Origin of the sequence: Algoriphagus ratkowskyi, from assembly GCF_002150505.1 — a bacterium.
In the GTDB taxonomy this organism is placed as follows: Bacteria; Bacteroidota; Bacteroidia; order Cytophagales; family Cyclobacteriaceae; genus Algoriphagus; species Algoriphagus ratkowskyi.
On record NZ_MSSV01000004.1, the window covers coordinates 46,459 to 63,397 of the forward strand.

Annotated in this window: 23 protein-coding genes and 1 tRNA gene; 15 read left to right on the top strand and 9 right to left on the bottom strand. The window is 38.3% G+C overall.

What is annotated here, in order from left to right; genetic code table 11:
* Positions 1–272 precede the first annotated feature (272 nt).
* Positions 273–1,976: an amidohydrolase gene (locus tag BVH02_RS05610; RefSeq protein WP_086500660.1), complete on the bottom strand. Its 1,704-nt coding sequence runs from the start codon at positions 1,974–1,976 to the stop codon at positions 273–275.
* 61 nt (positions 1,977–2,037) lie between these two features.
* Positions 2,038–4,125: an FG-GAP-like repeat-containing protein gene (locus tag BVH02_RS05615; protein WP_086500012.1), complete on the bottom strand. Its 2,088-nt coding sequence runs from the start codon at positions 4,123–4,125 to the stop codon at positions 2,038–2,040.
* Positions 4,126–4,217: 92 nt separating this feature from the next.
* Between BVH02_RS05615 and BVH02_RS05620 the strand changes: the two genes are divergently transcribed.
* Entirely contained in the window at positions 4,218–5,513 is a 1,296-nt protein-coding gene (locus BVH02_RS05620; RefSeq protein WP_086500661.1) for a UDP-N-acetylmuramoyl-tripeptide--D-alanyl-D-alanine ligase, read from the top strand.
* A 94-nt stretch (positions 5,514–5,607) separates the two neighbouring features.
* Here the strand turns inward: BVH02_RS05620 and BVH02_RS05625 are convergent, their stop codons facing one another.
* Both BVH02_RS05625 and BVH02_RS05630 read right to left on the bottom strand, forming a co-directional pair.
* Positions 5,608–5,925 (bottom strand): type II toxin-antitoxin system VapC family toxin, encoded by a 318-nt coding sequence (locus BVH02_RS05625; protein WP_086500014.1) that lies wholly within the window; start codon positions 5,923–5,925, stop codon positions 5,608–5,610.
* Entirely contained in the window at positions 5,915–6,241 is a 327-nt protein-coding gene (locus BVH02_RS05630) for a DUF6364 family protein (protein ID WP_086500015.1), read from the bottom strand. The genes BVH02_RS05625 and BVH02_RS05630 overlap by 11 nt, the downstream gene beginning before the upstream one ends.
* A 134-nt stretch (positions 6,242–6,375) precedes the next feature.
* Here BVH02_RS05630 and BVH02_RS05635 point away from each other — a divergent pair, with 134 nt between their 5' ends.
* Positions 6,376–7,053 (top strand): DUF2461 domain-containing protein, encoded by a 678-nt coding sequence (locus BVH02_RS05635; protein WP_086500017.1) that lies wholly within the window; start codon positions 6,376–6,378, stop codon positions 7,051–7,053.
* A gap of 31 nt (positions 7,054–7,084) precedes the next feature.
* On the opposite strand, the gene BVH02_RS05640 is transcribed toward BVH02_RS05635, so the two are convergent.
* Genes BVH02_RS05640 through BVH02_RS05650 form a run of 3 tightly spaced genes read right to left on the bottom strand, consistent with a single transcriptional unit; the run spans position 7,085 to position 8,632 of the window.
* A complete protein-coding gene (locus BVH02_RS05640) occupies positions 7,085–7,921 on the bottom strand; it encodes a Cof-type HAD-IIB family hydrolase (RefSeq protein WP_086500019.1) in 837 nt (278 codons plus the stop codon).
* Complete coding sequence (locus BVH02_RS05645; RefSeq protein WP_086500021.1) at positions 7,921–8,193, bottom strand: hypothetical protein; 273 nt, start codon at positions 8,191–8,193, stop codon at positions 7,921–7,923. The genes BVH02_RS05640 and BVH02_RS05645 overlap by 1 nt, the downstream gene beginning before the upstream one ends.
* A 13-nt stretch (positions 8,194–8,206) precedes the next feature.
* Positions 8,207–8,632, bottom strand: a complete 426-nt coding sequence (locus BVH02_RS05650) for a hypothetical protein (RefSeq protein ID WP_086500023.1) — start codon at positions 8,630–8,632, stop codon at positions 8,207–8,209.
* A gap of 463 nt (positions 8,633–9,095) precedes the next feature.
* Here BVH02_RS05650 and BVH02_RS05655 point away from each other — a divergent pair, with 463 nt between their 5' ends.
* The 13 genes from BVH02_RS05655 (at position 9,096) to BVH02_RS05720 (ending at position 16,062) form a co-directional block, all read left to right on the top strand.
* The gene (locus BVH02_RS05655; protein WP_086500025.1) at positions 9,096–10,448 is read left to right on the top strand and encodes a site-specific integrase; all 1,353 of its coding nucleotides are present in this window, start codon (positions 9,096–9,098) and stop codon (positions 10,446–10,448) included.
* Positions 10,449–10,584: 136 nt separating this feature from the next.
* A complete protein-coding gene (locus tag BVH02_RS05660) occupies positions 10,585–10,794 on the top strand; it encodes an excisionase family DNA-binding protein (protein ID WP_086500026.1) in 210 nt (69 codons plus the stop codon).
* Positions 10,787–11,071 (top strand): helix-turn-helix domain-containing protein, encoded by a 285-nt coding sequence (locus BVH02_RS05665; RefSeq protein WP_158093858.1) that lies wholly within the window; start codon positions 10,787–10,789, stop codon positions 11,069–11,071. The genes BVH02_RS05660 and BVH02_RS05665 overlap by 8 nt, the downstream gene beginning before the upstream one ends.
* A 3-nt stretch (positions 11,072–11,074) precedes the next feature.
* A complete protein-coding gene (locus BVH02_RS05670; protein WP_086500029.1) occupies positions 11,075–11,401 on the top strand; it encodes a hypothetical protein in 327 nt (108 codons plus the stop codon).
* Between the two features lie 19 nt (positions 11,402–11,420).
* Positions 11,421–12,308: a hypothetical protein gene (locus tag BVH02_RS05675; protein WP_143244183.1), complete on the top strand. Its 888-nt coding sequence runs from the start codon at positions 11,421–11,423 to the stop codon at positions 12,306–12,308.
* A gap of 10 nt (positions 12,309–12,318) precedes the next feature.
* Entirely contained in the window at positions 12,319–12,984 is a 666-nt protein-coding gene (locus BVH02_RS05680) for a hypothetical protein (RefSeq protein WP_086500032.1), read from the top strand.
* Positions 12,984–13,220: a hypothetical protein gene (locus tag BVH02_RS05685; RefSeq protein ID WP_086500034.1), complete on the top strand. Its 237-nt coding sequence runs from the start codon at positions 12,984–12,986 to the stop codon at positions 13,218–13,220. Before BVH02_RS05680 ends, BVH02_RS05685 begins: the two co-directional genes overlap by 1 nt.
* A 38-nt stretch (positions 13,221–13,258) precedes the next feature.
* Positions 13,259–13,567, top strand: a complete 309-nt coding sequence (locus BVH02_RS05690; RefSeq protein WP_086500035.1) for a hypothetical protein — start codon at positions 13,259–13,261, stop codon at positions 13,565–13,567.
* Entirely contained in the window at positions 13,560–14,063 is a 504-nt protein-coding gene (locus BVH02_RS05695) for a ParB N-terminal domain-containing protein (protein ID WP_086500037.1), read from the top strand. Before BVH02_RS05690 ends, BVH02_RS05695 begins: the two co-directional genes overlap by 8 nt.
* Before the next feature lie 2 nt (positions 14,064–14,065).
* Positions 14,066–14,587 carry a ParB N-terminal domain-containing protein gene (locus tag BVH02_RS05700; RefSeq protein ID WP_086500039.1) on the top strand — a complete coding sequence of 174 codons (522 nt, stop codon included), beginning with the start codon at positions 14,066–14,068 and terminating at the stop codon, positions 14,585–14,587.
* Between the two features lie 332 nt (positions 14,588–14,919).
* Complete coding sequence (locus tag BVH02_RS05710) at positions 14,920–15,186, top strand: hypothetical protein (RefSeq protein ID WP_086500044.1); 267 nt, start codon at positions 14,920–14,922, stop codon at positions 15,184–15,186.
* Positions 15,187–15,213: 27 nt separating this feature from the next.
* Positions 15,214–15,540 carry a hypothetical protein gene (locus BVH02_RS05715; RefSeq protein WP_086500047.1) on the top strand — a complete coding sequence of 109 codons (327 nt, stop codon included), beginning with the start codon at positions 15,214–15,216 and terminating at the stop codon, positions 15,538–15,540.
* 57 nt (positions 15,541–15,597) lie between these two features.
* Positions 15,598–16,062, top strand: coding sequence for a hypothetical protein (locus BVH02_RS05720; RefSeq protein ID WP_146260380.1), 465 nt, complete (start codon positions 15,598–15,600; stop codon positions 16,060–16,062).
* A 130-nt stretch (positions 16,063–16,192) separates the two neighbouring features.
* Here the strand turns inward: BVH02_RS05720 and BVH02_RS05725 are convergent.
* Both BVH02_RS05725 and recR read right to left on the bottom strand, forming a co-directional pair.
* Positions 16,193–16,266, bottom strand: a tRNA-Ala gene (locus tag BVH02_RS05725).
* A gap of 48 nt (positions 16,267–16,314) precedes the next feature.
* Entirely contained in the window at positions 16,315–16,935 is a 621-nt protein-coding gene (recR, locus tag BVH02_RS05730; protein ID WP_086500051.1) for a recombination mediator RecR, read from the bottom strand.
* Positions 16,936–16,939 lie beyond the last annotated feature (4 nt).

The following is a 16,939-nucleotide window of genomic DNA, read 5'->3' on the forward strand; positions in this document are numbered from 1 at the left end:
AGATCAGATGAAATCTCGCATTGTTAATAGTCATGATAGATGTCGGAACTACTACTTGCTTGATTTCATATTACGTGTTTTTCAGATTTGAAATTAGGGAAAATTAATCATATCGGTTTGGTCCAGGCCAGATGGTAAAAATGTTGATTTGGGATAAAAATAAAAAGTCCCAAATCTTCCGATCTGAGACTTTTTTAAAATCATAAACTGTTAATTACTAATTTAGTTAACCAACAACCAACACCCAACAACCAATAACTAATAACCAATAACTATTTCTTATACACCACTTTACCACCAACTACTGTCATTGCCACTTTGGTTTCCAATATTTCATCCTCTGGAACTTCCATAATGTTCTTATCGAATACAGTGAAATCAGCTACTTTTCCTACCTCGATAGAACCTTTATAATTCTCTTCAAACTCGGCAAATGCTCCGTCCAATGTATAAGATTTTAGCGCCTCTGCACGCGTCATTTTTTGATCTCCTTCGTAGCCTCCATCAGGCAATCCCTGCAAAGTCTTACGCGTCACAGATGCATAAAATGACGGTAGAGGATCTACAGGCTCTACCGGAGCATCTGTTCCGTTGGTAACTACGGCGCCTGACTTCATTAGTTTCTGCCAAACATAAGCACCATCAATGATTCTTTTTTCGCCCAATCTGTCAATAGCCCATGGTCGATCTGAACTTAGGTGAATTGCCTGCATGGCGGCGATTACGCCCATTTCACCAAATCGTGGAATGTCATCAGGATGAATGTGCTGTGCATGCTCAATACGGAATCGAAGCTGTTTTGAATCTGCATGGTTAGCAAAAGCTGCTTCATATCGATCAAGAATTTCCTGATTAGCACGATCACCAATTGCGTGAGCACAAACTTGAAATCCTGCAGGAATAGCTTTCTCCGAAACTTCGGATACTACCGACATAGGCAAAGTCTCATGACCACGATGTCCTGCCCTATCTGTATAATCTTCCAATAGCCATGCACCGCGAGAACCTAAAGCTCCATCACAATTCAATTTAATCGAGCGAACTGTCAGCATGTGATCTGCGGAGTCGATCATAGGACCTCGCTTATACCATTCCTCTAAAAGTGCAGGCTGAGTGCCTGTGAGCATCACGTATTGGCGAACTGTGAGCTTTCCTTCGTTTTTGAATTTCTGAATTAAATCTATAGTATTTTGTCCGCTTCCAGCATCATGAAAACTCGTGATTCCCTTTTCATTTAATTCTTTTAGTGCTAATGTCAAGGCCTCTTCAGCTCTTTCAGGAGTATCAGCAGGGATCAATCTTGCTACTAAACCGGCAGCCTTTTCTGCAAGAATTCCCGTTGGATTTCCCAACTCATCTCTTATGATTTCTCCACCTTCAACTTCCCCCGGTCTCTCACCTTTCAAGTTGTTTATGCCAGCTAGTTCAAGTGCTTTCCCGTTGGCAAAGGCTGCATGTCCGCTAGCATGAGAAAGATAAACGGGATTATCTGGAGAAATTTCGTTCAGCTGATCGTTGGTTTGGAAACCTTTCACCATTTTTTCCGGCATTTCTATCCACTTGTCCTGATGCCATCCGCGACCGGTGATCCAGTCACCAGGTTCTGCTTTGGCAACAGCCTCTGCTACTTTCTCGACTAGTTCATCGTAAGATTTGACATACATGAGATCGAGTTCCAGTTTGTTGTAGCCAATCCCCATCAAGTGAGCGTGGGACTCGATTAAGCCTGGAGTCATAGTTTCTCCTTGGAGATCAATTACTTCGGTGTTATCTCCTTTATGCTTCTCAATTTCTTCGACGGACCCTACTGCGAGGATTATTCCGTCTTTGACAGCGACAGCTTCTGCTGTAGGTTGGGCTTCATTTACTGTGTAAATAATTCCGTTGGTAAATATCAGATCAGCTGGTTCTGCCTTTTCTGAGGAGCAAGAAATGAGGAATATCCCCAAGATTGCGAGTAAGAAGATGTTTTTCATGGATTTATAATTCTCCTCGAAAGTACCTTTTTTCAAACAATCCAAAAAGCCAATCCTGTAATTACCGAATCCAGATTTTACGGCTTTCCCTAAATTTTCCTTCTGATTCGAGGATGAGAATATACAAAGCAGGAGCTAGGAAACTTGCTTGGATTTCTACCTCTGTGTTAGCTGGGATTTGGATCTTGCTCAACAATTCCTGACCAAGTGAATTTATCAAAGTGCCTGTGGAGGCTTTGTTGGAAAACACTTTTATCGGGCCATCGCTTGGATTGGGATAGATTTTAACTTTGTAGTCTCCTGTGTCAGGATTTGGGTCTTCAGTTGAGCTCAGATAAATCAATCCGCCGCCTCTAGTACCTAGAATCAAATCAATCGCACTGTCAAATGCTGGACTGATTGGGGCAATCCATGTGTTTCTACCCAATCGTGTAGGAAGATTTTGATTGCCGATTTGAACCAAAACTTCCGTGCGAGTTGATGACTTCATAAAGTCATTGATCTTGCTAAGAATGCCGTTTTGGTCTATTGTATAAAGGTCGGGATTTGACTTTTGAAGTACCGCGATGCTCAGGTTTCTATTAGCGGGATTGTCGATAAATTCTAAAAAATCAGCTTTTACAAGTGATGCTGTGAAATTTGAGAAATCAACGGTGTATAAATCTAAACTTCCATTTTGCGAAGCTACTAGCATCATGTCTTTACTTTCATAGTTAAAAAACTGAAAGTAATCTCCGCGCATCGGTGTATAGCCTGTAAAAGAAACCGGAGAAAATACTGTACCAGCAAGCTGAAAAAGAATTTGTGAAGGAAAATTATTCGTGTATTTAATTCCAGAAATCAATTCATGAGCTCGGCCAGACTTATCTCGGTAACGGATATATTGCGCATCAACCAATTCAAGCGCAGAAAGATCGATTTGAACGTTATTTTTCTTGGTTAATTTCCCGTCCAGTAATTCAAATTTGGTTAGAATGGATTTTACTTGCCCTCCTTCCATTAGCGTATTGGATGTGACGCTCAGCTCTCCCTGACTTTTATTTCCAGAGAAAAATGGACGTGAATTTTCTCCTAAATCAATCATCTGATTCTGTAGAAATTCATAGTCTGTATTTCCTTGGGCATCGATTCTCACGATTGAATTGGCGAAATCAATCTTGTAATTAAATGAAGTTTCGTTGCTGTTGAGGCTGATAATAAGGCTTTCGTCTATTAGCTGTCCGATATGGAAAATTGGGAAAGTCGGTAAATCCCCATAAGCCGGAAGGGTATTGCTGAAGCTATCGAACACTGGTTCAGCTGAAGTTCCAGAATTTGGGAGAAAGTATAAAATACTACATTCATCACGACCCAAAAGCAAGTCTTCTATTCCGTCTCCATCAAAATCTTGATACAAGATAGAGTGGCCTCCTGAGTGCTGTAGTTTCATATTTTCTGCTTCTACTTCTAATTTCGCAAGCGGAGTGCCTGTACATGTCTTTCCAAAGGCAATATCTCCACAGCCACAAAACTCAAAATTTCCCCAGTGATTTTTTGCAAAAGCAAAACCATCTATATCGGCAGATCCTTTCCGCTCCACGCTGGTGTTTTTGTAAAACTCCATGTAGTCACCTCCTGCAAAATTGAAAATAACCAAGTCAAGATCACCATCCCCATCCAAATCTTGGAGTAAGGGTGTATCAAGATTGTTGGTTTGGATATTTCCAGAACCATCAATTTTGAGAAAGTTTTGAGCTATTTGCCATGAAATCTGGTTTCCGCTCGACGTGTTTTTATAAGCCTTTATTCCTAAAGCAGTCGAAGTGAATAAATCTTTCTTCCCATCTCCGTCAAAATCTACCAACACAAGAAATCCGCTGATGTCAGCTGGAAATGAGTAGCTTAATTCGGGTAAATGAATGAACTTTTCTCCGTCTTTTTTGAGAACCAAAAGCTGTCGCGAATTGATGTCCCAAGTGACCCATTCTTCGATTCCATCTCCAGTGAGGTCAATGGTTCCTATTTGTGCCGCATTGATGCCTCCTGTAAAAGGAGCTGATAAAAAAGCTTTATTAATCTCAACTTGTGGCTGCTGATCAATTCGAAAAATTTCTTGTGCGCTTAGCTGAAAACTACTGATAAGAAAAATGAAAATCCAGAATTTGCGCATGAATGGTAATAGGTAAGACAAATTAATACGGTAGTCTCGGTTCAAAGATGTGAATGATTCCTTTATTTTGGGAATTAATTCCTTCGAAAACGATGAATATTTCAATTTTATATACCCTCTTCAAAAATAGCACAGGAGTCAGCACGGATACCAGAAAGATTGAAAAAGGCAATATCTTTTTTGCTCTCAAAGGTCCTAACTTCGATGCAAATGCTTTTGCGCCCAAAGCCTTGGAAATGGGAGCCGCGGTAGTGGTGATCGATGACGTTGCTCATTTTGTGGAGGATGATCAGCGTTATTTTTTGGCTGAGGATGGTTTGAAAATGCTTCAGAATTTAGCCAATCATCATCGTAGGCAACTAACAATTCCAGTCATCGGCATGACAGGCTCAAATGGTAAAACGACCTCTAAGGAGCTGATGAAAACAGTTTTAAACAAGAAGTTTAAAACTGCAGCGACGGTCGGAAACCTCAATAATCACATAGGAGTGCCGCTGACTTTGCTGGCTATCAATGAAACGCATGAAATCGCTATCGTGGAAATGGGAGCCAACAAACAAGGCGATATTGAAGAGCTTTGTCTGATCGCCGAGCCAACCCATGGACTGATCACCAACATCGGCAGAGCACATCTGGAAGGTATGGGCGGGCCTGAAGGTGTGCTGAAAACCAAGACCGAATTGTTCCAGTTTTTGAAAGCAAATGATGGAACAGTATTCATAAATTCTCAGGATCCGATTTTGTCGAATCTGGCTAAGCGATTTGAGATGCCAGTACTTTATCCTTCTGAAGGAGACTTTTGTGAGGTGACTTTCGAGGATGCGAATCCATTTGTGAAATTCTCAGTGGAAGGAAAGGATGAATTGTATTTAAGCCACTTGATTGGAGCGTATAATTTTGGAAATATCGCCACAGCACTGACGATAGGTAAATTTTTTGGAGTAGAAATGGATAAAGCTGTGGAAGCGCTTGTTGAATATCAGCCTTCGAATATGCGATCTCAATTGGTAGAGAAACGTAGTAATCTGATCATTCTCGATGCTTACAATGCAAATCCTTCAAGTATGGAAGTAGCAATTCGGACTTTTGGAGAGATGACTGGAAAACAACAAAAGATGCTGATCATCGGAGATATGTTTGAGTTAGGGGATCATGCGGAAGCTGAGCATGCACGATTAGGAGAGATTATTAGCGAATACGAAATCGACAAAGTGTGTTTCACCGGGCAGTTAATCGTATCTGCCTTAGCTAAATACCCAAAGGCATTGTATTTCCCTGATCCTTTTTCGTTCCGCGTTTGGCTTCAGGATAGCAAGTTAGAAGATTACCTTATTCTGATCAAAGGGAGTCGTGGGATGAAGCTGGAAGGTTTGGTTGATTTTATTTAAAGAGGGCGAGGAATTCTTGTGGAGTAAACACTGGAAGTGTGGATAATTTATAATCTTTTTTATTTCGGGTAATAATAGCTTCAATACTCGAGTTTTAATTGGCTGTTTCAAATTGATTAGCGTCTTCAAAATCCGTGAACCCATTTCGGAAGGCGTTTCTAATTTCCGCATCTCCAACAGGAAGGATTTGGCAATACTCTAAAATCTGTTTTATGGACTTTATCGTTATCTCTTTCCCAATTTCTTTTCTAGCCACGTAAAAGGAATTGGAAATCATGAGGCTTGAAAGAAAAATTGAAACTTCTCCTTTTGCAGCCAAGAGAAATATAGTGTTTGATTTTTCTGCAAATGGATCTCGCGTTAATAAAGTATCCAAGAAAACATCCGAATCAACAAATATATTAGGAGCCATATTTTTTCCATAATTCCTCTGTAAGAGTCTTTATGTCTTCTGACAATTCGGAATACTCTAATTCAGGATTAACTTTTGCCTTACGTGAAAAAAAAGCCTCCAAATTCTTTGGGATCGGCTCAGTCCCAACTAATATCCTCTTCACAAGTTCAGGGTTCTTGGGCGTTATTTTCTCTAAAACTTTTTCCTTAGGTTCAGTCACATCCGATAAAAGTGTTTCTACCAAAGCAGATAAACTTTGTCCTTGCTCTTCGGCATACATTTTTGCTTTTTCGGCAAGTCTTTCGTTGATGTCTAATGTTACCTTCGTTGTCATGACTTCTGGATTATTCGATATAATTTAAGAAGATTTCTTTCTTTATTGAAATCAATTTTGCTTCAATAAAGTTTACTCCCATGTCAGAGCATTGACGATTTTAAGATTTCATTCGTTTCAAAAAAACAAAAATAATGCGTCCATACTTACCTTTTCTAGCTGCCCTTGCCGAACATAACTCCAAAGAATGGATGGATGCTAACAAGAAATGGTACTTGGAAACGAAAGCCGAATTTCTGGAAGATGTGGCTGTTTTGCTGAAAGGAATTGGAGAATGGGAGCCCGAACTTTTGGTGTTCAAACCCAAAGATTGTGTCTTTAGACAGAATCGGGATGTTCGTTTTTCGGCTAATAAAATGCCTTACAAGAATAACTTTGGAGCTTATTTTTCTCCAAAAGGAAAGAAGTCAGAAGGCCCAGGATATTATCTTCAAATTCAACCGGGAAATTCATTTATGGCAGGTGGAATCTGGATGCCTCAAGCTGAGACGCTGAAAAAAATAAGAAAGGAAATTGACTATTCTGGAGCAGAACTTACGAAAATTGAAGGTAACTCAGAATTCAAATCTTTATTTGGTCAAATCGAGGGAGAAAAACTTAAGACCAGTCCCCGAGATTACGAGGCTGATCATGAGTTTATTGAATATTTGAGATTGAAGAGCTATACTGTTTCTTCCAAAATCTCTGATCGTGACATTGAATCTGGTGCATTTCTGAATATTGCTTTGGACGGTTTTCAGAGAATGAGGCCACTTCAGGAGTTTTTGACTCAGGCGATCGAAGATGTAGAAGGCGGATCAGGAATATTGTAGCGTCAAGAGTTTGGGTTCAAGAATAAAGAGTTTAGACTCCTGAGTTGATCTCGAATTTCAAATCTCGAATTTTCTCCATCGTAGCAGCCACACCGTCTTCCTTGTTGTGATGGGTGATTTCTTTTGCAACAGCCTTGACTTCCATTCGCGCATTGTCCACAGCCACTCCCCAGCCTACGGATTGTAGCAGGTCGATGTCGTTGTAATTGTCTCCAAAGGCGACCACGGATTCCATTCCAAAATCGTAGGCATGTTTTAAGATCTTCTTTAAACCTGTGGCTTTGGAAATAGCTTTCGGAGCAATTTCCAGATAGGTTTCACTTGATCTATATAGGTGCAAGTCAAGCGAATGTTCTGAGTGTAATTCTCCAAAAAGCCAAGCCATCTCATTAGATTCTCCCATGCACATTACTTTATGAGCGCCGGAATTACCTTTTGACCAAAGGTCTAACACGTCCTGGCCCGGAAGCCAAGTACACGCTACTTTCGTGTTTTTCACTTCACGCTGAGACCAGTAATCATCTTTTTCCTCGTACCAATTTTCTCCCTGATACAAGCTCACATGGATGTCTGTTTTATGTGTGAGTTGAAGAATTTTGGCAACCAAATTCACAGAAATACTCACGTCTTCAAGCACTTCTCCCTCAGCACTGAGCACATAGCCCCCATTGTAGCTGATCAAAGGTTGAGGATAGCGATTCATGTCATGAAGCAAATGCCGCATCGCATCGGGCATGCGAGAACTGGCAAGAATCACAGGAAAATTTACGGGTAAATCTGCAACCACTGCTTTGAGGCGAGGAGATAGATCACGCACCGAATTAAGGAGCGTGCCGTCAATGTCAGAGCAAAAAGCTTTTATTTCCATTAGTCGAAGTCGGACCAGTTTACATCCTCAGCAAAGTTGACGAAGACGCCAAATCCAATAACAGCTATAAAAATTATTACTGCAGCGAAGATGATAAGTTTTACTATCAATTCAGCCTTGGCCCAAGTTGCTTTTTCTGGATCGGTGTTTTTATCCGTCGCCCAGATGATGAGCATGATCAGACCGATCAATGGAATACGCTTGATAAGAACTGCAATTATCCATTCCCCTAAGGAGGTTGGTGGTTTTTTGTATTCATTTGATAATTCCATGGATTAAATAGGTTTAGTTAAAATCTGCCGTGTCAAACAGGTATTCCTGCATAGCAACATTCTCAGGATTAGAAGGATCTGTTTGGATAAATTGTACGGTAATTTGTTGATAATCTTCAGCATTTTCAAAATCTCTTAGATATAGTTCCGCACATTTACGCGCTAGAATTTCAGGCTGATTCCCTAAAATAAGCGGATCGCCATTTTCCAGTTTTAAATAAATCGTAGAAGTTGTACTATCATTTGATGTTGATTTGCTGAGGTTGACATTCATTCCCTGGAAATTCCCCAGCATTCGGATTTCTTCAGAAGGCATAAATCCTTTACCCATCATAGCTTCCATTCCTTTGAAAGCAAACTTTGCAATGTTCTCTGGATTACATGAGCAAGAACTGATTGTTGCAAGAAAAAATAGAAGGATAAAAATTCGATTTCGCATGTTGATTTCCAATTAGAAATAAAGTCATGCGAATTTAAACAATCTTAAGTAGATGTCTTCGAGATGATTAAAATTGCACATTTGTCTTCAGGTTTGTGAGGATTGTTAATGTCTGGATAAGGAGTCGCATCTATCAATTTCACAGTATAATCTGAGTAGAAAACAAATCAGCAATCCCACTTGCATTTTTATTTGAGGAAGGAAGTGCTACTCGTTAAGTTCGTATTAAAAAACAAAAAGCCTCACATTTCTGTGAAGCTTTTGAAAAGTGGAGAATAACGGACTTGAACCTATAGATTATTTTTGATTATTATTTTTAGTGATTATGTACTTTAAATTAATTAAATGCGCTTTTTTGTCGTAAATTGCCAAAGATTACAAAATCTGAATATCAATTAAATTGCACCACAGGTTGCACCATTGATAAAGGATATTGCACCACAGGTTGCACCACAAAAAGGCTATGGCACATACTTTAAGATTTGAATTGAGGAAAGAGGTTTTAAGCAGTGAAGGCAAAAGTCCTATATCTGCCATTGTTTCAGTTAAAGGGAAAAGAAAAAGGCTATCAACGGATCAGGTTGTTTATCCTTGGAATTGGGACAATGAAGCAAAACCTAGAAAAGCTATCTACCTAAATGATCGAGAACTCAAAAAGCTAGGAATAGAAAGAAAGGCGTTCCCTCCCCTTATGGAGTCAGAGGTAAAGTCTATAAATACCGAGCTTGATAAAATCGAATTAAAATTAACCGAATTAGATGATCAATTCAGAGGAAATAAGATTACTTTCTCAGTGGAAATGCTGGTTGAATCCTATTTGAAAAGTAAGACTGAAGTAACCAAAAAAGAAGAGCCTAAAGGGGTAGTGTTTGATTTTATCGAGCGGTATATCGAAGATCATAAAAATACCAGGGTACAAGGAAGTTTGGGTGTTTATAAATCACTTCGAAAACATTTGAAAAATTATGAATCAGCTAAACGGGAAAATAAAGTAAGGTTTGAGAAAATAGATTACCAGTTTATGCAAGGCTTCAGAAGCTTTTTAGTGGATTGGCAGGAAGTGACAAAAAAAGGAACAGTTCGCACGTTAAATAATATTACGATTGCCAAACAAATAAGCACCTTAAAAACCTTTCTTGGATATGCTCAAAAGCATGGTATAGAAGTTAATCAGAACTATAAGGGGTTCAACTTAAAGAAAGATGATCTTGAGGTTATCGCATTGACAGAAAGAGAATTTCAAAGTTTACTTGATTTAGATTTATCAGATAATAAAAGACTGGATCAGGTTCGTGATGTATTTTGTTTCTCTTGTGCCTCCGGACTCAGATATTCAGATCTTAAAAATCTTCGCTGGGAAAACGTTAAAGGCATGGAGCTTAATATAAGGGTACAGAAAACTACTAAACTTCTAACCGTTCCGCTAACACCCCAGGCCTATGATATACTTGTTAAATACAAGGATATGTTAATTCCATTGCCAGTGATAAGTAATCAGAAGATGAATGATTATTTAAAGGAATTGGCTAAGCTAGCAGAGATTAACGAGCCTACGGAAATAATAAGGTTTAGGGGAAATAATAAGATTGTCAAGATTTTTCAAAAATGGGAGCTAATTAGTGTACACGCTGGAAGAAAGAGTTTTGCCACATTAAGTTTAGAAAAGGGAGTACCAGCGGAAACTGTCATGTCTACAACTGGACATACTTCTTATGCTTCATTCCAGCGATATGTAAAAGTAACAGAGGAAAGGAAACGAAATGAAATGGCTAAAGCATGGGGTAAACCAGTTCTAAAGGTTGCTGTAAATGAATAGTTAAAAAAAAACAAAGAAGTTTTTTAACTTTATAAATCTTTCTTTACTTTAGTGTCACTCCCGAACAAAGGGGTTTTAAAAAAAATCTACTACGTTGTGTAATGCATAACACAACGGATTTTAAAACCTCTAAGTTATGGAAGCAAAAAACACACCCGCCGTATTGCCTCAAGGTGAATACATTCAAGGCCTAGCAGAACTAGGCAAATATACAGGGACCTCAATCCCAACTTCAAAAAAACTTCTTACTGACGGAAAAATCCCCTATTATCAAATAGGAAGAAAATACTTTTTTGAAAAATCTGAAATACAGAAAGCTTTTAAGAAGGGGGGTAAGGTTGGATAAGCCCATAGTTGTAATCACACCGGATCAGATAGCACTGTTAATTTCTGAATCAGTCACGAAGGCTATAAGTATTGCATTTGCTGGAATTTCTCAGTCAAGAGCAGGAAAACAAGCCGAAATAATTGACACAAATGAGATTTGCCAAAGGCTCAATTTGTCAGAACCTACGATAGTTCGGTGGAGGGATAAAGGCAAAATTCCATGCCTTAGAATAGGAACTAACATCCGTTACGATTGGGGCAAAGTCCTTGAAGCTATCGAAAAGAAAGGGAGCTAAAGCATGGGACTTTCAAAAAAAGAAAGCCTAAGCCCCCAGGAGGGCAAAGGCTTGGAGTGTAGCAACTCTTATAATCAATCCAAAGATAGCAGATTCCTAATTCAAACAAAGGCAGTTTTTAGAGGCTTTTGGACTACTCCAAAGTCAATGCTTCAGGTAGCCTTAGAAACGGGAATAATGCGAAGTAACATTACTTGGTATGTCAATGATTGGCTAAAATCTAAATCCATACAGCGTGTTAAGACGGGAATTGACCCATTGACAAGGCGTAAGGTTGGGTTTTATTCAACAAATCCTATCTACTGGAAAGGGGTTGAAAATGGATGTTAGAAGGTCAATCAATACAGCCATGTGGACAGATGTTTGGTTTGATGAGTTGGAGCCAGTTGAAAAACTTCTTTTCATTTATCTGATCACAAATCAGAAAACAAACCTATTAGGCATTTACGATCACACACCAAGACGAATTTCTATAGATACTCGAATACCTGAAAAGGAGGTGAAAGAGATGCTTTTAAAATTTGAGGAAAACGGCAAAATCTATTTTACTGATGGATGGATTTGGATTGTCAATTGGATTAAGAATCAAAAGTGGAATCCAAAAATGGTAAGATCAATAGAGATAAGATTTTCAGAATTAGAAGATCCTGTAAAACAGTTGCTTAGGACTAAAAATGAAAGTGGATTTATTCAATTACAAGACTCTATTAATAGCCTATTGATAGCCTATCCATTGACTACCTCTAAAGATGTAAAGAGTAAAGAGGTAAAGAATGAAACATTTAAAGAATTAAAAAAGGAAACATGTAAAATAGGGATTACACGTTTTCATGAGATTTTGAAAAATGAAAAATATCTACAGGAATTGGAATTGAAAGGATTTATTCAATATGAGGTAAAAAGAGATATTGATAGGTTTTGTCGCTTGAGTAGTGACAAAGAATTTGAAAGCGAAGATCATTTAAAAAATACCTTCTTGAATTTTATGAATATTAAAAATATGGTTGACTATAGAGTAGCCCCTAGGAAGTATGAAAGGATTTTACAAAAAGTCTATACATACGATGACTATTTAGAAAAACTCATAAATGAATACGGTGTAAGCCTTGAAAATTGGACTGTAAAATTTGCGGACAATTGGGAAGCATGGATGAAAGCCAACAATCCAAGGATTGAAAATGAAGGACATGCAATAAACATGCTCAGAGAATATTTAGAACTAAAATTTAAAAATTAAATCACACACCATGAAAATCACCAAAAATCAAAACGAATCATTTTCTGTACTACATGAGCACACACATGCATACAGTCAATATCAAGCAGGCCTAAAAGCAGCAGAAAAGGGAATGAATAAAGTAGCTCAAGCCTGGAATGCTTTGGAGGTGGGAAAGTTTGACCAAGAAAGCTTAGAGAAGATCTATGACATTGATTATTTCAAAAACAAGTATGCAGGAATAGTGCAGGTTAAGGTCGACAAAATTGATTTACCTAAGGCTTTAAAAGAAAGGATTTTTGCTGACTCAATTGAATCAGAAACCTATACAGATTTGATCTTGCAATTAGAGGCATTGTATAGAAACGGGAATAGTTGGTGTCGCATACCTTCAAGCGGTGGGACAAGATCCTTTGAAGTGAATGTTAGCTACTTCCAAGTAAAGGAAGGCATTGTTTCAATTGTGCCAAACATAGAGGGATTGACAAAACCACAATTCCAGATCCTAGGAGACAGCCCCGAAAAAATAGAAGCATTCGAAAAGTTAAATGAAGCTGCAAAGGCATTAACAGAGGCAACAAGGCTTTTAGAGGAAACGGGCGTATTTAGTGCCTATTCAAATCCTTTGATTGAACAGAGTCCCTTATTCGACTTTCAGGATAAAGGATATGTGTTAAACCTTGGAATACTACTGTAATGCAACTTATACAGCCAAATTCAGAAGAGGCAAGAGCATTGAAGGCCAAAGCGATCGTAGGCAGGGACTATCAACTATTGGAGCAATTGCAGGAGGTGGAGGGTAAGCAGTTCTTTTATTGTGAGACAGTTTTAGACCTCATACAGGTATCATCTATTGAAGGCAATGAGATTGTAGCGATAGAAGCAACTGAGTTAAGAGAAGGCTTTAAATCAGTTATTGAAGGAGGGGTTTAGTCCCTTCCTTCTTTTGAAAAGATCAAAATATACAAACCATGCCTAAAAAGGGACAAACCAACAATCCAGCCGGACGACCTAAGGGAATTTCGAACAAGGCGAACAGGCCATTAAAAGAAAATGTAACCGCTTTTCTTGAGAAAAATTGGGTAAAGATTGAAAGGGACATTAACAAGCTTGATCCATATGCACGTGTCCAGATCTATGAAAAGCTTTTATCCTTTGTACTTCCAAGGCTTAAGAGTGTAGATGGCAATATTTCAGTTACTCAGAAATTAGACGGCCTGACAGATAGCCAGCTAAATAATTTGATTGATTCAATCCTAAACGAAAAGCAAAATGTTTAATAATCTTGATTTTACCGACCCGCGCGAAACTACTGGACTTAACTTTTCAAATGAGTTACAAAACAGGGTATTAATGTTTCTAATCAGTCAAAAACCTTTTGGATCCATAATGTCTAAGAATGATGTTTATGACTATGCGAGAATGACTGATGGAATGGCAGCTAATGAATTAATATACGCTAGTCGCAACTATGATTTTTGGCTAAGGATTCAATGTCCTGAATTGAATTTAGGTGAAATTAAAGAATTTGTTCTAGTCGAGATCGAAACTAGTAAGCTTCCAATTGTTGACATAGACCTTTTAAAAGAAGAGGTGAAAAAGGAATATAGGGACTTAGTTGAAAAATATAAGGCTCTTACCCAGCAAACGGGAATGTATCCACCTTTAATTTATTACGAAGAAGAAAATATCATATTGGATGGAAACCACCGCGCCAAAGCTTTGCAGGAATTAGGGTATAAAATGATAACAGTTTTCAAAGCTATAAAACGCTAACTATGTTTAATTTATTCAAAAAAGCACCCGTTTTGACAGAAACTGAAATCCAATCACAACGGAAAAAAGATAATGTTTTCAATGAGGTCAAGACCTGGAAAGCAGGACGGGAAATGTCAAAGAATGACATGAAAGAGTACATACAAGCACTATGCAATTATCGGAGCTGGATAAAAGCCTCCTACATTGAAATGAGCCTAATACAATATGAAAGGTTTGTTTTGGTAGAAATTGAAACTAGTAAGCTCCCAATTTCAGATGATTTTTGGCCATTCAAAAAGGAGTTTCATGAAGCTGCAAAAGTCAAAATCAAAACGTACAAAGCTCTGTTTTTAAAATCGGGATGGTCACCTCCTATAATTTTTGATCAGTACAATAAGAAAATAATAGATGGAAATCACCGGGCAAAGGCTTTGAAGGAATTAGGCTGCAAAAAAATACTGGTTTTCATTGGAATACCATACCTAAGTTGGAATCCTGAAAAGTCAATGAAAGAGAATGTTTCAAGAAATGTGATTAGGTAATTTTTCGAGTGTAAGCATAGTATTTAGAGGTGTAAGTAACTTATTTACAGGTAGTTAAATAAATAAAGTTTTTCTTGCATGGTGTTTTTTTTGCCTTTATCATTGAGAAAACAAAGCGAAAATATCAATGAATAGCGAAGCAATTACAGAGCTTTTGAGCAACCTAGAAAGGACAAAGGGCAAACAAACAATAGTCGAATTACAGACCAATTCTGAAAAGCTTTTTACCCTCCTGGACAATCAAGAGCTTTTGCCAGATCCAATAAAAAAGCAGCTTTGGAAACTTTATCTATCATACTCAAAATATCAAGCATCACTTAAAAACTAACATCATGACAACACAGACACAGACTACAGGAAAGGCAATTGCATTTGATCAGATTCGCGAAGGAATCAGAGAGGCCAATTTACAGGCTGCAGAACCTACACAGCAAGCGGACTTGAAAGCCCAATTGCAAAACGGACTTTTAGAAATGAGATCCGGACTAGAAAAGATTAGGCTATCAGAGAGCCTTTTTAAAGATGATCAATTCTTGTTTGATTGGTTAAGTATTTTAAGCAGTAGAATTGACATCTTTGAAGAATCTATAGAATTGTAACAATTTCACATTTAAAGTATTGATATAATGGCATTACTAAATAATCCAGACTTGGAATTTCTTCGAGTCCAATTAAATAAAATCGTAGGTATAAACCATGCTATGGCTAGGCACCTACTGAAAAGATCTAAGCAAACAGGGGTTTTTTCTTCTTTGTCTGACACTATTATTAGTGTGCATTCTGGGGTAATCATTTCCTTATTATCTTACTTTATGCACGTGATAAAAAATGAAGACGAACCAATAGAATTTAAGCATCCATCAGGATCATACTCTTTTACGCCTGTACAGCTGGAACAAATGGCCAAGATTAATGAAGAGCTTGCAGATATTTTAAATGCAGCCAAACGATAATCGTTTCAATAAAAATGCCCTGTATAGGGTATGTATTCCAATGATAAATTACTGAGATTGTGGAAACTAACAATGATAACTATGGTAAAATGCCCTAATTGTTCATCCGATCAAGTAACAGCTCAAAAGAAAGGATTTAGCGGGGGCAAAGCTTTGGCAGGAGCCGTGTTAGCTGGTCCTTTAGGAGCTATAGCCGGAACCCATGGAAGCGGTAAGATCAAAGTTTTTTGTTTGTCATGTGGTCATACATGGGATCCTAAAGCGCAAGCAAGTAAAGAAAAGAGCCATGCTGACATAATTGAAATGATGTGGAAAAAGTCAGTCATTAAAGCGTACGATTCAGGAAATATTGAGGAAGCAAGAAAATTGTACCTAAATAATGTTCCAAATACACCAGATAATTTTGATTTGACGTTAAAAATGGAAAAACTGAGAAAAGAGGCCGATACTACGGGAGGCGTAATACTTTTAATTATTATGGGAATTCTTTTTTTAATTCTAATGATCTGGCTTCTTAATTAAAAAGCACCTCTACAATATCAGTTTTTAAAATCCTTAGCTGAAAAGGAAAGATTTGCACCACTAATTGCACCAAGCCAAAAAACAAAAACCCTAACTTTCAATATTTCAGATAGTTAGGGTTTAATTGTTGTGGAGAATAACGGATTCGAACCGTTGACCCCTTCACTGCCAGCGAAGTGCTCTAGCCAACTGAGCTAATCCCCCTTTTGGTTTGCAAATATAGACCTAGGTTTTTGCTGTGCAAAGGAAATTTTACTCGGTAGAGTAATTAATTCGAGTCATGATGCTTCTACCTAGGGTAACTTCGTCTGTGAATTCCAATTCACCTCCCACAGGTATTCCCCGGGCTATAGAACTGACCATAACGCCTTTTTCTTTCAGCTTTTTTGCCAGATAGAAAGATGTTGTATCTCCTTCCATGGTCGCGCTGAGCGCTAAAATCACTTCTTGAATAGGCTCAACTTGCACAGCGGCATCTACTCGAGAAAGCAATGATTCGATCTTCAGTTCCTCTGGGCCGATGCCTTGGATAGGCGAGATCACTCCCCCGAGCACGTGGTATTTACCTTGAAACTGATTGGTGTTTTCGATTGCTAAAACATCACGAATATCTTCGACCACGCAAATAATTGATCCATCACGGCGATGACTAATGCAGATACTGCATTCTTCTGAATCTGAAATATTATGGCAGTTTTTGCAATACTGGATCTCAGTTCGCATACGGGTGATCGCCAATGCCAGTGCTTCGGTGTTTGCCTCGTGCTGCTTGAGAAGATGAAGTGCTAGTCGAAGAGCGGTCTTCTTTCCTATCCCAGGAAGTCGGGATATTTCGATGACAGCATCTTCTATCAGTTTGGAAGGGAAATTCAATTGT

What these genes read in the sequence shown, in the direction of transcription:
- BVH02_RS05645 (WP_086500021.1), bottom strand. Translation starts at nt 8,193, where the DNA reads ATGGAATTATCAAATGAATACAAAAAACCACCAACCTCCTTAGGGGAA.
- BVH02_RS05660 (WP_086500026.1), top strand. Translation starts at nt 10,585, where the DNA reads ATGGAAGCAAAAAACACACCCGCCGTATTGCCTCAAGGTGAATACATT.
- BVH02_RS05700 (WP_086500039.1), top strand. Translation starts at nt 14,066, where the DNA reads ATGTTTAATTTATTCAAAAAAGCACCCGTTTTGACAGAAACTGAAATC.
- BVH02_RS05650 (WP_086500023.1), bottom strand. Translation starts at nt 8,632, where the DNA reads ATGCGAAATCGAATTTTTATCCTTCTATTTTTTCTTGCAACAATCAGT.
- BVH02_RS05675 (WP_143244183.1), top strand. Translation starts at nt 11,421, where the DNA reads ATGTGGACAGATGTTTGGTTTGATGAGTTGGAGCCAGTTGAAAAACTT.
- BVH02_RS05710 (WP_086500044.1), top strand. Translation starts at nt 14,920, where the DNA reads ATGACAACACAGACACAGACTACAGGAAAGGCAATTGCATTTGATCAG.
- BVH02_RS05635 (WP_086500017.1), top strand. Translation starts at nt 6,376, where the DNA reads ATGCGTCCATACTTACCTTTTCTAGCTGCCCTTGCCGAACATAACTCC.
- BVH02_RS05680 (WP_086500032.1), top strand. Translation starts at nt 12,319, where the DNA reads ATGAAAATCACCAAAAATCAAAACGAATCATTTTCTGTACTACATGAG.
- BVH02_RS05610 (WP_086500660.1), bottom strand. Translation starts at nt 1,976, where the DNA reads ATGAAAAACATCTTCTTACTCGCAATCTTGGGGATATTCCTCATTTCT.
- BVH02_RS05615 (WP_086500012.1), bottom strand. Translation starts at nt 4,125, where the DNA reads ATGCGCAAATTCTGGATTTTCATTTTTCTTATCAGTAGTTTTCAGCTA.
- BVH02_RS05655 (WP_086500025.1), top strand. Translation starts at nt 9,096, where the DNA reads ATGGCACATACTTTAAGATTTGAATTGAGGAAAGAGGTTTTAAGCAGT.
- BVH02_RS05670 (WP_086500029.1), top strand. Translation starts at nt 11,075, where the DNA reads ATGGGACTTTCAAAAAAAGAAAGCCTAAGCCCCCAGGAGGGCAAAGGC.
- BVH02_RS05630 (WP_086500015.1), bottom strand. Translation starts at nt 6,241, where the DNA reads ATGACAACGAAGGTAACATTAGACATCAACGAAAGACTTGCCGAAAAA.
- BVH02_RS05695 (WP_086500037.1), top strand. Translation starts at nt 13,560, where the DNA reads ATGTTTAATAATCTTGATTTTACCGACCCGCGCGAAACTACTGGACTT.
- BVH02_RS05690 (WP_086500035.1), top strand. Translation starts at nt 13,259, where the DNA reads ATGCCTAAAAAGGGACAAACCAACAATCCAGCCGGACGACCTAAGGGA.
- BVH02_RS05715 (WP_086500047.1), top strand. Translation starts at nt 15,214, where the DNA reads ATGGCATTACTAAATAATCCAGACTTGGAATTTCTTCGAGTCCAATTA.
- BVH02_RS05685 (WP_086500034.1), top strand. Translation starts at nt 12,984, where the DNA reads ATGCAACTTATACAGCCAAATTCAGAAGAGGCAAGAGCATTGAAGGCC.
- BVH02_RS05625 (WP_086500014.1), bottom strand. Translation starts at nt 5,925, where the DNA reads ATGGCTCCTAATATATTTGTTGATTCGGATGTTTTCTTGGATACTTTA.
- BVH02_RS05620 (WP_086500661.1), top strand. Translation starts at nt 4,218, where the DNA reads ATGAATATTTCAATTTTATATACCCTCTTCAAAAATAGCACAGGAGTC.
- BVH02_RS05640 (WP_086500019.1), bottom strand. Translation starts at nt 7,921, where the DNA reads ATGGAAATAAAAGCTTTTTGCTCTGACATTGACGGCACGCTCCTTAAT.